This is a genomic window from Bartonella sp. Raccoon60, from assembly GCF_002022585.1.
Classification (GTDB): domain Bacteria; phylum Pseudomonadota; class Alphaproteobacteria; order Rhizobiales; family Rhizobiaceae; genus Bartonella; species Bartonella rochalimae.
In genome coordinates this window covers 505,152-520,377 of the sequence record NZ_CP019786.1, presented here as the reverse complement: position 1 = coordinate 520,377, position 15,226 = coordinate 505,152, and the positions used below count along the sequence as shown (strand labels likewise).

At 35.4% G+C, this 15,226-nt stretch carries 11 protein-coding genes and 3 pseudogenes; 3 read left to right on the top strand and 11 right to left on the bottom strand.

The window, feature by feature from the left end:
* Position 1: 1 nt before the first annotated feature.
* The 11 genes and pseudogenes from lpxA to Bra60_RS02240 all read right to left on the bottom strand — a co-directional run bounded on the left by lpxA (position 2) and on the right by Bra60_RS02240 (position 11,643).
* The gene (gene lpxA, locus Bra60_RS02290; RefSeq protein WP_035005987.1) at positions 2 to 817 is read right to left on the bottom strand and encodes an acyl-ACP--UDP-N-acetylglucosamine O-acyltransferase; all 816 of its coding nucleotides are present in this window, start codon (positions 815 to 817) and stop codon (positions 2 to 4) included.
* Positions 818 to 839: 22 nt separating this feature from the next.
* The gene (fabZ, locus tag Bra60_RS02285; protein WP_035005988.1) at positions 840 to 1,307 is read right to left on the bottom strand and encodes a 3-hydroxyacyl-ACP dehydratase FabZ; all 468 of its coding nucleotides are present in this window, start codon (positions 1,305 to 1,307) and stop codon (positions 840 to 842) included.
* 1 nt (position 1,308) lies between these two features.
* The gene (gene lpxD, locus Bra60_RS02280) at positions 1,309 to 2,355 is read right to left on the bottom strand and encodes a UDP-3-O-(3-hydroxymyristoyl)glucosamine N-acyltransferase (RefSeq protein ID WP_078688478.1); all 1,047 of its coding nucleotides are present in this window, start codon (positions 2,353 to 2,355) and stop codon (positions 1,309 to 1,311) included.
* A gap of 67 nt (positions 2,356 to 2,422) precedes the next feature.
* Positions 2,423 to 4,819 carry an outer membrane protein assembly factor BamA gene (gene bamA, locus Bra60_RS02275; protein WP_078688477.1) on the bottom strand — a complete coding sequence of 799 codons (2,397 nt, stop codon included), beginning with the start codon at positions 4,817 to 4,819 and terminating at the stop codon, positions 2,423 to 2,425.
* Positions 4,820 to 4,988: 169 nt separating this feature from the next.
* Positions 4,989 to 6,158 (bottom strand): annotated as a pseudogene (locus tag Bra60_RS02270) (M50 family metallopeptidase).
* Positions 6,159 to 6,178: 20 nt separating this feature from the next.
* The gene (locus Bra60_RS02265; RefSeq protein ID WP_035005991.1) at positions 6,179 to 6,988 is read right to left on the bottom strand and encodes a phosphatidate cytidylyltransferase; all 810 of its coding nucleotides are present in this window, start codon (positions 6,986 to 6,988) and stop codon (positions 6,179 to 6,181) included.
* Between the two features lie 463 nt (positions 6,989 to 7,451).
* Positions 7,452 to 8,012: a ribosome recycling factor gene (frr, locus tag Bra60_RS02260; protein ID WP_035005993.1), complete on the bottom strand. Its 561-nt coding sequence runs from the start codon at positions 8,010 to 8,012 to the stop codon at positions 7,452 to 7,454.
* 37 nt (positions 8,013 to 8,049) lie between these two features.
* Positions 8,050 to 8,768 (bottom strand): annotated as a pseudogene (gene pyrH / locus Bra60_RS02255) (UMP kinase).
* 145 nt (positions 8,769 to 8,913) lie between these two features.
* A complete protein-coding gene (tsf, locus tag Bra60_RS02250) occupies positions 8,914 to 9,837 on the bottom strand; it encodes a translation elongation factor Ts (RefSeq protein WP_078698041.1) in 924 nt (307 codons plus the stop codon).
* A gap of 103 nt (positions 9,838 to 9,940) precedes the next feature.
* Positions 9,941 to 10,741, bottom strand: a complete 801-nt coding sequence (gene rpsB / locus Bra60_RS02245; RefSeq protein WP_078688475.1) for a 30S ribosomal protein S2 — start codon at positions 10,739 to 10,741, stop codon at positions 9,941 to 9,943.
* Positions 10,742 to 10,914: 173 nt separating this feature from the next.
* Positions 10,915 to 11,643 carry an EipB family protein gene (locus tag Bra60_RS02240; protein ID WP_335617767.1) on the bottom strand — a complete coding sequence of 243 codons (729 nt, stop codon included), beginning with the start codon at positions 11,641 to 11,643 and terminating at the stop codon, positions 10,915 to 10,917.
* A 242-nt stretch (positions 11,644 to 11,885) separates the two neighbouring features.
* Between Bra60_RS02240 and Bra60_RS07725 the strand changes: the two are divergent.
* The 3 genes and pseudogenes from Bra60_RS07725 to Bra60_RS02225 all read left to right on the top strand — a co-directional run bounded on the left by Bra60_RS07725 (position 11,886) and on the right by Bra60_RS02225 (position 15,212).
* A pseudogene (locus Bra60_RS07725) lies at positions 11,886 to 12,310 on the top strand (RidA family protein).
* A gap of 159 nt (positions 12,311 to 12,469) precedes the next feature.
* Positions 12,470 to 12,904, top strand: a complete 435-nt coding sequence (locus Bra60_RS02230; protein WP_078673687.1) for an HIT family protein — start codon at positions 12,470 to 12,472, stop codon at positions 12,902 to 12,904.
* A gap of 958 nt (positions 12,905 to 13,862) precedes the next feature.
* On the top strand, positions 13,863 to 15,212 hold the full coding sequence (locus tag Bra60_RS02225; protein WP_078698040.1) for a D-alanyl-D-alanine carboxypeptidase: 1,350 nt from the start codon (positions 13,863 to 13,865) through the stop codon (positions 15,210 to 15,212).
* Positions 15,213 to 15,226: the final 14 nt, after the last annotated feature.

Here is a 15,226-nt window from a genome sequence, read left to right as displayed (position 1 = left end):
CTTATGAATCTATCACGTTATCTTCAAATTTAGGCGTACAATAAAAACGTTTTCCCTTTTCTTGAATAAAATTAATTACATCAATTACAGATTGCGAAGTAGAATAAGAAGAAAAAACGTCATTAACACGTTCTTTAAACGGTTTATTGCGATCAAAAAGCATAGAAACTGCGTGACGTAAAGCGTGAATCTCTTTACGTGCAAGACCAGCACGCTTCATACCAATAATATTGAGTCCAGCAAGTCTCGCTTGTACACCAACAGCCGTTCCATAAGGAATCAAATCTCCAACCAATGCAGATACACCACCAATAAATGCATGATGTCCGATACGAACAAACTGATGAACAGCTGCACCACCACCAATAATAACATAATCACCAACTATAACATGACCGCCAATCATTGCATTATTTGCGAATGTCACATGATTTCCTACACAACAATCATGTGCAACGTGAGAATAAGAAAAGAATTGACAATTATCACCAACAACTGTTGTTCCTGAGCTTGAATCCGAGCCTCTATGCATCGTAACACCCTCACGAATCATACAGTTTTTACCAATAAAAAGAGTTGTATGCCCCCCTTTATGTTTATTATTCTGTGGCTCTGCACCTAAAACTGCATGAGGAAATATCTTACTATTCGCACCTATCACTGTCTCGCCCATTATGACAACATGACTCATTAAATGACATCCATCATCAATTACAGCTTTTGGACCAATATGACAAAACGGCCCTATTGATACATTTTTACCAAGTTGCGCTCCTTTTTCTACAAAAGCAGTTGGATGGATTTTTGTATCAGACATTCCCACATTCCTATTACATCATTTATTTTGATTCAACAATCATTGCAGAAACTTCTGCTTCAGCAACGCGAACATCTTCTACTTTTGCAATACATAAAAAACGTCTAATATTTGACCGTTTTTTTAATAATCGGACATGAATTTTCAGTTGATCACCGGGTGTAACCGGTTTACGAAATTTCGCATTATCAACAGTCATAAGATAAACTAAGCCTAATTCCTTACTATTTAAACTTAAAAGTGAAATCGCTCCCGCTGTTTGTGCCATAGCTTCTAAAATCAAAACACCAGGCATAACTGGCTTTTCAGGAAAGTGTCCCGTAAAATGGGGTTCATTAATTGTTACATTTTTAATGCCGATAGCTTCTTGATCACCATCAATTTCGATTATACGATCGATCAATAAAAATGGATAACGATGTGGTAATATTGATAATAATTTATCAATATCCATAGATTCTAGACTTTTAGTTTCTTCAGTATCGGTCATATCACCGTTTCTCCCTTTTTACTTTTCCGATACTACGCAATGCTGCCACTTCGCGAAACCATTGTTTAAATGGCCGTGCTGGACTGCCTCCCCATTTTTCTCCATCTGGAATATCATTCATAACACCACTGCCAGCAGCAATTTGAACACATTCACCTATTGTAATATGATCCGCAATGCCAACACTTCCCCCCAGCTGAGACATATCTCCTATAGATGTGCTTCCAGCGATTCCACATTGAGCAGCAATAAGGCAATAACGACCAATTTTCACATTATGAGCAATCTGCACCAAATTATCAATTTTGCTCCCCTCGCCAATAATTGTATCATCAAATGTACCGCGATCAATCGTTGTGTTTGCACCAATTTCTACACCATCTTGAATGATCACACGGCCAAGATGCGGAATTTTTTCAACACCAATAGCACTTCGAACGTAACCAAAACCATCCTGCCCAATACAAACACCAGGATAAATATAAACTCTATCACCGATTAAAGAATATTGAACTGTTACCTTAGGAGCAATATAGCAATCACGTCCAATACGACAATTTTCTCCAATAACAGCTGTTGATGAAATAAGAGTACCCGAACCAATTTCAACGTTTCTGCCAATAACAGCTCCTGCCTCAACACACACATCATTTTCAAGTTTAGCACTTGGATGAATATGAGCATGCGGTGAAATTTCTTTTTGACCGAACCAAGGTGTTTGCCTAACAGAAGCAGGAAATAAAATACGTCCTACTTGAGCAAAATCACGTTGCGGTGTAGATGTCACCAAAACTGCAATAGTTTCAGGCACTTTAAAAACAATATCACTCGTACAAAAGACAGCAACCGCAGAGCTCCCTAATAAAGCATCAGAAAACTTTCGATTCTCTATAAAAACAAGAGAGCCCTCCCCAGCACTCTCTACAGAAGAAAGAGTATCTATAACTGTATTAGAAAACTCTGGATTAAGAAGCTTCGCACCTGTCAACTTTACTACGTCAGCAACTGTCAACCGCCGAGACGGCGTAAAAAAAAATGTATCCGCCATCAAAATACTCTCTCTCCCGGTCTAATGTAATTTCCCTTAAAGTTTACTCTCCTAGAGAAAATCCAAATTAAAACTTAGTAGAAATACCAAAGTTCAGATTTTGTACATTATCGCCTTCTTGCTTAGTTAATGGCCAAGCATAATCAAAACGCAACGGACCAAATGGAGATTCCCACATTAAACTAATACCCGCAGATGTTCGCCATGAACTATGAGAATTTGTAACTGGCGTTTCATCTTTCAAAACAGGCTTATAATTATTACCATAAAGTGTCGCAGCATCTAAAAATACAGCACCACGGAATCCTAAACTATCAGGAACAATAGGTATAGGAAATTGCACTTCAGCAGTTCCATTCATATATGTTGTACCACCTAAGAAATACACTTCACCCAACTGAGAAACCTGACGCGGCCCTATTCCATTATATTTAAAGCCTCGAATCATATCATTGTTGCTTTTAAACATATCAAAAATACGAAGACCATCATCTCCTATTCCATATATATAACCCGCTCCAACAGAAAATAAACTGACCATATCCATTCGATCAGAGAATGTCTTGTACATCATTGCCTTACCAGTTGTCTTCAAGAACTGCGCATCCCCACCAAGCCCTGCATATTCCTGAAGAAGACGAGCATATATACCATCATGGGGATTTTTCATATCATCGATGGAATTATAAGTTAAACCATAACTAATAGACGAGCGATGCCAAGGGCTATGCTTAGCAGCTTGAACGATTGCACCAGAATATTTTCCGTACAATTCTTTTACGACTTGGTCATCAGTTAAATCATATTGTGCACCAAAATCATATTCTTCTTGTACATAAGAATAAGCTAAATTAGCAGATAATTTATCATTAATTGGCAACCCAAATCGAAGCGAGCCACCTGTTTGCCGTACATCATATGCTTTATCAGCGCGATAAGTACTGCGAAAAATATCAAGACCCGCAGATGAACGATAACCTAAGAAATGAGGATCAACAAACGATAAATTATAATTACGAGATTTTTCTTGACCAGCCCCTAACCCCAAACGTACATATTGACCACGCCCTCCAAGGTTACGCTCAGTGACAGATACTTCAAGTGACATACCTGGACTCGTACCACCTGTCGTATACCCTCCAGAGAAAGAAAGATCTCCTGTTGGAACTTCTACTACATCTATAACCAATGTAACCTGATCAGGTTGATCGGTCGTAACCATTGAAATATTAACTGATTTAAAAAATCCTAGAGATTCTAGTCGACGTTTTGCACGTTGCACCATTGTTTGATTGTAAGCATCGCCTTCATTTAAATCAAGTTCACGCCGAATAACATAATCACGAGTCTTTTCATTACCACGTATCTCAATTCGCTGGACATACGCTCGAGGACCTTGCTCAATGTTATAAACAATTGAAATTGTATTATTCTTAAAATTACGGTTTCCTCTTGGATCAACTTTAGCAAAGGCATATCCAGAGTCAGCAACTTTATTATTAATAATTGCTACAGACTGCTCAACATGTTCCGCATTATAAACATCGCCTGTACGAGTTTTAATAATCTTTTTCAGAGACTGAGTATCAACTCCAGCAATATCACTTTCAATCTGAATATCACCAATTTTATAGCATGCCCCTTCATCAAGAATAAAATGAATTTTATAGGCATTATTTTTTTCATCATAAACTGCCTTAGATGAAATAACGCGAAAATCAGCATAACCACGACTATAATAAAAACGGCGAAGGGCCTCTTCATCTGCAGCTAGACGATCCTCTGTATAAACGTCACCCTTCAACAATAACGAAAATATTCCTGAAGGCTTCGTTAAAATCACATCACGCAAACGACGCACTCCAAATGTATTATTCCCTTGAAACGTAATATCGGCAATCTTTGTCCTCTGGCCTTCAACGATATTGAAAACCACATTTACACGTCCTTTACCCAAATTAATAGTTTGAACTGTAACAGAAACATTGTTGCGACCAACAGTCTTATATGCTTCACGAATCACTTTTATATCGGCTGAAAGCTTATCAGAACTGAAAGTTTCATTTTGTTTTAGAGTAATGAAACGTTTAAGATCAGGATCTTTAAATGTTTTATTCCCTTGAAAGAGTATCCGATTAACAACCTCATATTCTTTAACGGCTACAACAAGCTTATTGCCTACCTGATTTATTTTAATATCATAAAATAATCCTAGCTCAAAAAGACGTTTCACTTCAGCATCAATATCGCCTTCAGAAAAATTTCTTCCAGCTTTAATTCTCATATTATCTCTAATAGTCTGAGCAGCTACATACTTGTTACCACGAACTTCAATAGAATGAACAATTGATGCTTGTGTTTCCTCAACCATTGCAATTGACATAACAGCTGCTGCTGGAACAACTGCAACTATAGCTAGCACCAATGCAGATGTTGCGTTTAAAAATCTCGAATTCGCAGTCATTAGCCTCTTCACCTTAATACTCTCTTTGTTTTTAGGCACATATCCCTATAAGTTAAGTTACAGCAACTCCTTATTAGGAACTATTTATGCACTTAATTACCATCCCTAGCTTACTACGCCACAATATCTTGCGAATATAGTAAACAACCTGCTAATCTTTAATTATTCCTCAATTTATACAATATTCTCCATAAATAATAGCAAAACCAACAAAATAATCATTAAATAGCGCAAAAATCATAAATACAATGACAATAAAAAATCCTATACGAAAAACAATTTCCTGAATTTTAGCTGGAACTGACTTACCAGTCATAGCTTCAGCAATATAAAACAATAAATGTCCACCATCAAGCGGTGGAATAGGAAAAAGATTAATAAGCCCAATGCGAATTGAAAAAAAGTTGTAAAATGCAACGTAGAGGACAAACCTGTTTCACTAATTTTCCAAGCAATCTAAACAGTTTTAGAGGGACCGCTTAATTGGCAATGGTCTTCCTTGCACACCGATTAAACAACTAAAAAAGATTTTTTTTGGATAATAATCAATGTTGTACTCTTTAATGACTCTGCTATTGATTCTATCCAATTATAGCAAATATGTTTCTTATAAATTGGATCTAAACGCTCAGAATTATAGAAAACAATAGAAACTCTCACACCAATCATATCGACCTAAACCTGATTGCCAAATCCATCATCTCGCTTGATCACTATAGGTTTAATTAATACCGTTAAAATTTGATCCACATACTCTATTTTAATTCTATAGAATCTCTACCATGTAAAATTACATAAGCTACTAAATCTCCAAAACTTTCAATCTGTTTACCATCCATTTCAACCAAAATGATTCCCCCGTATTAAAACAGCTTGAATAACTGAAGAATCTTTTTCTAGATAACCAAAAACCGGTTCAACAACTACACGTCCATAAAAAAAGAAAAAAATGTTAAAATAACAACAGTAAAAAAAACCTTGAATAAGGGACCAGCAAAAACAGTCATTGCTCTTTTCCAAGCATGAGCGCCCATAAATGAACCAGGTGTAAATGAAGATGATTTGGACGATGATGTTAGTCCATTATTATCTTCAATGAATTTTACATATCCTCCTAATAAAAAAAGCTCTAAACACCACCTTGTACCTCTCTTATCTGTATAACTCAGAAATTCTGATCCAAATCCAAACAAAAAACAGACGCCCGAATACCACACCATCTTCCAATAAGATAATGTCCCATCCCATGTACAAAAACGATAATTAAAATGGTAAAAATAACATTTAAGCCTCTTAAAAAGAGACCACCCACATTAAGTATATGACCTAAAAATTCCAAAGTATCATTTTCCAATAAAATCACATAAAAAAGATTAAAGGAGTATTCATATCAAACATAAACGAGCCAATTATATAAAAAAGAGAAGTAGCACCCACCAACCCGTCCATACGATCCATAAATCCTCCATGTCCAGGTAATAAAAAACCAGAATCTTTAACAGAGAATCGCCTTTTTAGCCATGATTGCCATAAATCACCTATTTGTGAAATAATGGATAATATTAAAGCAAGGAAGAATACAAAATAATTCACTGCACTGATACCAAAAACATAAATCACAACCACTATGCCACTAGAAAGCCCAGCAAGTGTTCCAACGATTGCCCCTGACCATGTTTTGTTAGGAGAAAATCGTGGTGCTAACTTCGGGCCACCAAAGACACGACCACCGAAATACGCAGCGATATCTGTACTCCACACTACTGCAAATAAAAAAATCACTCTCCAAAAACCCAATAAATCGTAGCCTCGTAAACAAGACAAAGCCACTACTGGAAAAGATGCGTATATAAATCCTCCAAAAATCCAACCAGCATTCCCAATAGACAGGAGAGCTAACAATACTGCTAGAATCATTAAAACACTGAACACTAATGAAGCAGATGTACTAAAAATCAACAAGAAACCACAAACACAATAAAAAACACTAGCTAATATTTTTTGTAAGAGGCCCCATTTCTCTTCAGTGATATCAATCCACTCATAAAGAATAAAACCACCAATTCCCCACGTAAACAAAAAAAACAAAGTTCCGCCACACCACGTTAGATACAAAGTAATAGTACCCAAAATAATGGCTGTCAGAATGCGAGACATAAGATTAGACAAAACAATCTCCAAACGATAAAAAAAGAAGAATCAAGTGAAGAGATAATATCCAAAATTTTCTATGCAATATTTTATACCCGTACTTTTCTAAGATTTACTAATAATGATAGTAAAATTCGATAAAAAATGACACTTATAAAACTAACATCATCTATAATTACTTCAAAATTTTATCGATTAAAATTAAAATAGAAACAAAAAGAAAAGAGAGTTAAAATATGTTACCCAATTTTAAAAATCAGAAAACTTCTGCTCATTACTCATGAAAAACTTACGCAAATAATTAAATTTGATATCTATATTCTGTTCACATAAGATATTTTATTATTACAATCGTAAGTCATTTACTGAAGAATTAAAAGATTATAAAAAAAATTGCGAAATAATATATTTTTACCATTCTCTTAATCTATAGTAAATGGCAGATAACAAGAATATGATATCCTTGTCCAATGATAAAAATCTAAACCTGCATAATTTCAGTTTCTTTCAAAACCAAAATTTTATCAATCTCAGCTATAGTTTCATCCGTAAGCTTTTGAACTTTCTCAGACAAACTACGTGCTTCATCTTGTCCAATTTTTCCTTCCTTTTCTAACTTCTTTAAATTATCCATACCATCACGACGAACATGGCGAGCAGCAATACGAGCTTGCTCTGTATATTGATATGCAATTTTTACTAATTCCTTTCGACGCTCTTCATTTAATTCAGGTAAAGGAATACGCAAATTCACACCATCAGTAATAGGATTTAAACCAAGACCAGAATCACGAATAGCACGCTCAACAGCCCCAACCATCGTTTTATCCCATACAGAGACTGACAGCATTCGTGATTCCGGAACAGAAATATTGGCAACTTGATTTATTGGAACAATAGAGCCATAAGCCTCAACTGTCAAATGTTCTAATAAACTAGCCGATGCTCGCCCAGTCCGCAAACTACCTAATTCATGTTTAAAAGATGAAATAGCACCTTCCATGCGACGTTTCAGATCATCCATAATTAGTGTTATATCCATATTTATGCTTCCCTTCATTGTATCCTGAAAATCACTTTCATTCTGATACTATCGTAAACTGTCCCTCTCCATTCAACACCTTAGCCAAGCCACCCTTTTCATGAATAGAATATACAATAATAGGTAAATTATTCTCACGTGCTAAAGTCACAGCTGTTGTATCCATAACAGATAACCCCCTTGTAAAATCTCAATATGCGTTAATTTATCAAAACGCTTAGCCATGGGATCTATTTTAGGGTCTGCAGAATAAATACCGTCCACTTGTGTTCCTTTCAACAACACATCTGCACCTATTTCTGCTGCACGTAAAGTAGCTGCAGAATCAGTGGTAAAAAATGGATTACCTGTACCACCAGCAAAAATAACAACTTTTCCTTGATTCATATAGCTTATTGCTTTGCGCTGCGAAAAACTTTCGCAAATTTGCGGCATAGCAATTGCCGATAAAACAACTGATTCAATCTTTAATTTCGTCAATGATGTCCATAATGCCAGAGAATTAATAGCAGTTGCAAGCATTCCCATATGATCGCCAGTTACACGATCCACACCACGTGAAGCAACAGCAACGCCACGAAAAATATTACCTCCACCTATAACAATAGCAACCTCTACGCCCATTGCTCGGACTTCAGCAATATCAGTAGCAATACGATCTACAACTGAAACATCAATGCCAAAACTCTGTCCTCCCATAAGTGCTTCACCAGACACTTTCAATAAGACACGTTTATATCGAAGAGCTAATGTCATTATAATCTCCCAAAAAGCATTTGTACTTTTTGTCTTCGATACACTAAGGGCACCATCTTGTCACGTAATACCCCTGAAATAATTACAATTTTTAATATTTATTGTGCTATAATTTGATGTTTCTAACAAATAATTCGGAAAATAACTAGCTCTTAACTACAGCTGCAACTTCTGCAGCAAAATCAGACTCTTCTTTCTCTATACCCTCGCCTAAAGCAAAACGGATAAAGCCTGTGATTTTAGCTGGTGCGCCAATGGATTGCTCTGCATTTTTCAAAGCAGTTTCAACAGTAATATCGGGATTCATAACAAAAGCTTGAGAAAGCAAAACCACTTCTTCATAAAACTTGCGCATGCGCCCTTCCACCATCTTTTCAATGATATTTTCAGGCTTTCCAGATTGACGTGCTTGATCTGAAAAAATCGACTTTTCCCGTTCAATAGCACTAGCATCAATATCTTGCGCTGTTAATGCTAATGGGTTAGTTGCAGCAATATGCATAGCAATTTGACGACCAAAAGCAGCAGCAGCTTCTTTATTCCCAGAAGTCTCAACAGCAACTAAAACACCAAGCTTACCAAGACCATCAGCAACAGCATTATGCATATAGGAAGCAACAACACCATCAGTAACAGATAATTTAGCTGAACGACGAAATGTCATATTCTCGCCAATTGTACCAATTGCATCTTTAATAACTGTCTCTACAGTCTCTTTAGAACCTGGATAAACAGATACAGAAACAGACTCAGCATCTCCTTTCGTATCTAAAGCAGCAATTGCTACATTGCGCACTATTTCCTGAAATGCATCGTTACGAGCAACAAAATCTGTTTCAGAATTAACTTCAACCAAAACAGCACTTAAACCTTTTGATAAAACGCCAATCAACCCCTCAGCTGCTGTACGGCTAGCCTTTTTGTCTGCTTTGGCTATTCCTTTTTTACGAAGCCAATCAACTGCAGCCTCCATATCACCATTGCTTTCTGCTAAAGCTGCTTTACATTCCATCATACCAGCACCTGATAATTCTCGAAGTTCTTTCACTTGTGCAGCGGTAATACTCATATTTTCCTCTTTAATTTGATAATAATGAAAGCGCGTACAGAGAAATCCAACGCACACCCAAAACCTTTTCTATAAAAAAAGTACTTTAACAGAAGTTTTCAAATTATTCTTCAGTAACAGTAGCCGAATCTTCTAAAACAGGCTCCACAGGCACATCTAACACAGGCTCCATAGGCGCATCAACTTGAGCTCCTAAATCAACTCCCATCGTACTTTGCTGACGAGCAATACCGTCAAGAGCAGCACGCGCAATAAGATCACAATAGAAAGTAACTGCACGCGAAGCATCATCATTACCCGGAATTGGATAATCAATATTATCAGGATCACAGTTAGTATCAATAACAGCAACAACTGGAACACCTAAACGCTTCGCTTCTTGGATAGCAATATTCTCTTTATTCGTATCAATGATAAACATAAGATCTGGAACAGATCCCATATCTTTAATACCACCAAGCGCACGATTAAGTTTTTCACGATCACGTTCAAGATTTAAACGCTCTTTTTTAGTAAAGCCCTGCACCCCAGAAGAAAGAGTTTTATCCAACTTTCGTAAACGATGGATCGAATTAGAAATTGTTTTCCAATTTGTTAGCATACCACCAAGCCAACGTGCATTAACATAGTATTGTGCAGAGCGATTTGCTGCATCAGAAATAATATCAGATGCCTGCCGTTTAGTGCCAACAAATAAAACACGCCCTCCACGTGCAACTGTATCTGAAACAACCTTAAGCGCTTGATGTAAAAGTGGAACAGTCTGAGAAAGATCAATAATATGAATATTATTACGCTGACCATAAATATAGGGAGCCATCTTTGGATTCCAGCGATGCGTCTGGTGACCAAAATGCACACCCGCCTCTAAAAGCTGGCGCATAGTAAAATCTGGTAATGCCATAATCTTATCCTTTCCGGTTTGACCTCCGCGGAAAAAGTAAGCAAACCTACTACCGGTGGACATTTTCCAGAATCACTCTGCACTAGAATCACTCCGTGAACACCCAAAAATCCGCGTGTGAGATAATGCTACCATAATAACATTTGATTTTTTTTCAAGTTATTTTCTGCACATCATTTAATGTTATTAAGTTTGCAGTTATGCAGATCATTTTTCTCATCGAGAAATTGAAGACTCTTCAATTTTAAACGTATTGAGAAATCCCTATAATCTATAAGCAAGTGACGCACTACACCATTTTCATATAAATGAAAACTCTGACGATAAATCGGTAAACCATCCTTGTTTTTTGTATCATCAAAATGAGAAACTATAACATGCCAATAGCCACTCTCATCTAATTTTTTCAATTCCTTTATCTTAGAATCAGATACTGACTTTTTCTTTTCTCCAATAACAACACTTTCTTTTATCACTCTATCGCCACCATTATCTCCATCAAACAAAGTTGTATTATAAAAACGATGACCAGCCTTTGCGTGTCGAATAATATTTTTCAGGCTTGTAATTGGAAAATCAGCTTTCTCAAGCCTATACACATTTTCTTCTGGTTTCTTTAATTTAACTAAAGTTCCATTTTTAGTAAGCTCAGCAATTCCTTCGGTACTCTTTCCCACATTTTTTTCCATTACCTTTTTTATGTCAAAGTGGAATCTGTGACCATCACCTGTTGTATAAGTTTTTACCTCCTGACTCATTAAACGAACAGGCATACCTTCCGTATAAACGCGAACACCAAGGCTAGTATGTGTTGTATATCCCTGACATGCAGACCCCTTGATCTCATGAACCATGCGCCCAGACATTCCTATAACGACCGGATCCCAAGAAGCATTATCCATCTGAAAATCATAAACTACTCGATGAGGAGCTAAAAAATAGCTTCTTCAGCTCTTAGAGAACATAAATAAATAATATAAAAACCTATTATAAACAACAACTTAAGCATTCTTAACTTCCAGACTTATCTCATACCCATCAAATAATCAAAAACAAGAAAAGCTTCTACCTTAATTAACGACAGCATTTTCATTAAATCAAAACTATGCAGCAGGTTATTATATAATAATCATGAGACTAAAATATGACCGAATCAATTGAAAATCATTTAGAAAAATTCAACACTATTATTTTTGAAGTATTACAACCTGTTACAAACTGTAATAGTATTACAAAATGGTAATCAGCTTTTTATCTCTAGTCAGTTACCTCTTACTAATGAAAACCAGTAGAAATTGGGAAAATTGCTGCAACTGTCAACAATAAACAAGCCCAAAACTCAGCACAAGTGTAAGCTATTCCCTGCACAAATAAAAACAGCCCTTGGTAATTTAAATAAAATAAAAAAGTACTTAAAATCAGCGTCTTTGTTGCAGCAGTTCCAACTTTACCAATATTTCTCTCGTTGCTAATGGAGCTTCTGATCTACTTGTAAACCTCCTTGGTGATGAGCCTGGAAAACATGCTTGCTCTGCTATTGGGGTTGCTGTTCTTCCTATGATCGAGTAGAAATAGAAGCCCTTCTTTATAGAAATCTAATATCTTAGATAAAAACAAAAATTCATTCATATTCTACCAAGTTTTCACATTTCTTCTTTTGCTTTAAGATCTAAACCATTGTAACTAACACTCTTTCTGGATTAAGGACGCTATCAAAGGAAGTGCTTCATGCAACAAATTTATGATAATAATAATATTTTTGCTCGATTAATTCGTAATGAAATTCCATCTATTAGAGTCTATGAAAATAAAGATATTATTGCATTTATGGATATCATGCCTCAAGCGGAAGGTCATACGCTAGTCATTCCTCGAAAAAGCTGTAGAAATCTATTGGATGCAGATCCTGAAATATTATTTCCAGTTATTAAAGCCGTTCAAAAAATCACCAAAGCAGTAAAAAAAGCCTTTGAAGCAGATGGAGTAACCGTTATGCAATTTAATGAAGCAGCTAGCAAACAAACAGTTTACCATCTTCATTTCCATATTATACCGCGTATGGAAGGAGTAGAGCTCAATGCCCATACTAATGTAATAACACCCACAGAAATACTTGAAGAAAATGCAAAAAAAATCCGAGCAGCCCTTTTAATGCACCCCTAGATTGCAAAAGTTCCTCTGATCTGTCTCTTTGACAGAAACAAATGAAATACTATCAACTTTTCCCACTTTGAGACAAGTAAACATACTAGAAGGTGAAGTTTTAGCAACAGCTCCCCTTCTCCTCCATCCAATTTGAAGATAATTATACCGATTGTACTATTATTTCATAGTTTACCAAATAAAATTTCACCAGTTATTATAAAATTAGTTATTTTAAAATTGGCGTCTCGATCCATCAACTGTGCCTTAAGCTAAAAAGTAGATTTTTGCACAGTCTAACTGATAATTAATTGAGATAAATTTCAAATAAAACAATAGTATCGGACTAATTATGAAATTTCGATATAGATAACTAATTAGTTGCTTATATATTAGCATCGTTGCGATACATTTCAACAACTTCAACGACCTGATTGTGCTATATTTGAGTTAAGCACTAATAGCATAATTAAAATATACAATAATCAAATTTTCTTACTATTCTATTCTGTTAATTGACTATAATGTACCATCGACAATAAAATATTAAATAATTTTGGATGAATCTTCTCAACATCATTTAATAATGATGACTGTTTAAAAATTTTGGTCAATGATCTTTATAAAAAGATCCTTAAATATAATTAATTTAAACCTTTAAAATTTTGGATAATATAATGTATAATAGCGACAATTTTTTTATTCCCCAATTTTTGCCTTTTTCATTATTATAATCTTTTTATTTAGATAATTTTCTATTCATTATGAATTTAAATTACAATTATTGTAATGTGATTACACATAGAATAAAAGCCCTCTCTGACGGCGATATTTTTTATAATTAGATTAAATTGGGTATAAAAATTCATAAAATGATGTTTATAAATAAATTAGTAATATCATTCGTTTAAATTATATAAAATCAACTAAAAATGTAAATATTAATAAAAAATTTTTAGCATAAATAGGATGTTATTAAGTGTATATCAACTGGTCAGAAATTGTGCATTGCTATAAAAAAGTAGGAATTGCTCTCACTGTTTTAGTTATTTTTTGCTCTTGGGCAATAGCTACTCCTAAAGAAGCTTATCCTGATAAATATGCAGCTATTGTTATAGATGCAAATACAGGAAAGACATTATTTCAAGCCAATGCAACTTTAAAGCGTTATCCTGCTTCTTTAACAAAAATGATGACGGTATACATGATCTTTGAAGCTATAAAAAACGGTCGCGTAACACCAAATACACCCATTCCTATTTCTAATTATGCAGCAACACGCCCACCAACAAAAATTGGTATTAAGGCAGGACAAACAATTTCTATAGAAGCCGCTACTAAAGCTCTTATTACAAAATCAGCAAATGATGTAGCTACCGCTATTGGCGAATATCTTGGTGGAAGTGAACAAAAATTTGCTCAAATGATGACAATAAAAGCGCGCACACTTGGTATGAAAAATACTCATTTTGCCAATGCTTCAGGCCTCCCAGATACACGTAATTATTCTACAGCGCAAGACATGGCCACCTTAGCGTTAGCCTTACGTAGACATTTTCCGGAACAATACAAGCTATTTAAAACAACACATTTTACATTTCGTGGACAGACAATTAATAACCATAATACATTAATCAAAACAATAAAAGGTGTTGACGGAATCAAAACAGGCTATACACAAATGTCAGGCTCTAATTTAGCAACATCAATGCGTATCAATGGACGTTCTATTGTTGCTATCGTTATGGGAGGAAAATCATCTAATACACGTAACATTCACATGGCTAATTTATTAAAGCAGTATTTGCCAAAAGCAAGCCGTGTAGAGAGTAATGAACATTTGGTGGCTACTGCTCGCTATAAATTACCTACTGGAGCTGCTACACCTATACCTCTTACAAAAAACAATTTAATTAATTCTGATGATGAAATTTCTAGCCTTTTAACAGCACTTGCAGAACAGCCTAACGATTCTAATACAGCTGTAGCTGCCGTAAACCAGGTTATTATACCAATTCCTAATCCTCACAAAACTGAGACTGTTAAAATGAATACAGTTATTTCTGCTTCTTTATCTAAAAATAGTGGATGGGCTATCCAAATTGGCTCTCTTCCTAGTGAAAAGCAAGCTAAGATCATGCTTTCAAAAGCAACAAATGCTGCTCATTCTACCTTACGATATGCATCTCCGCAGATGCAACCTTTTCAAAAAGATGGACATCATTATTATCGCGCTCGATTTATTGGCTTTCCATCAAAAAAAGCTGCACTGAATACTTGTATGGCTTTAAAGAAAGCAAATTTTAACTGCTATACTGTAGCTTATTAAAAATTTTGAATTCC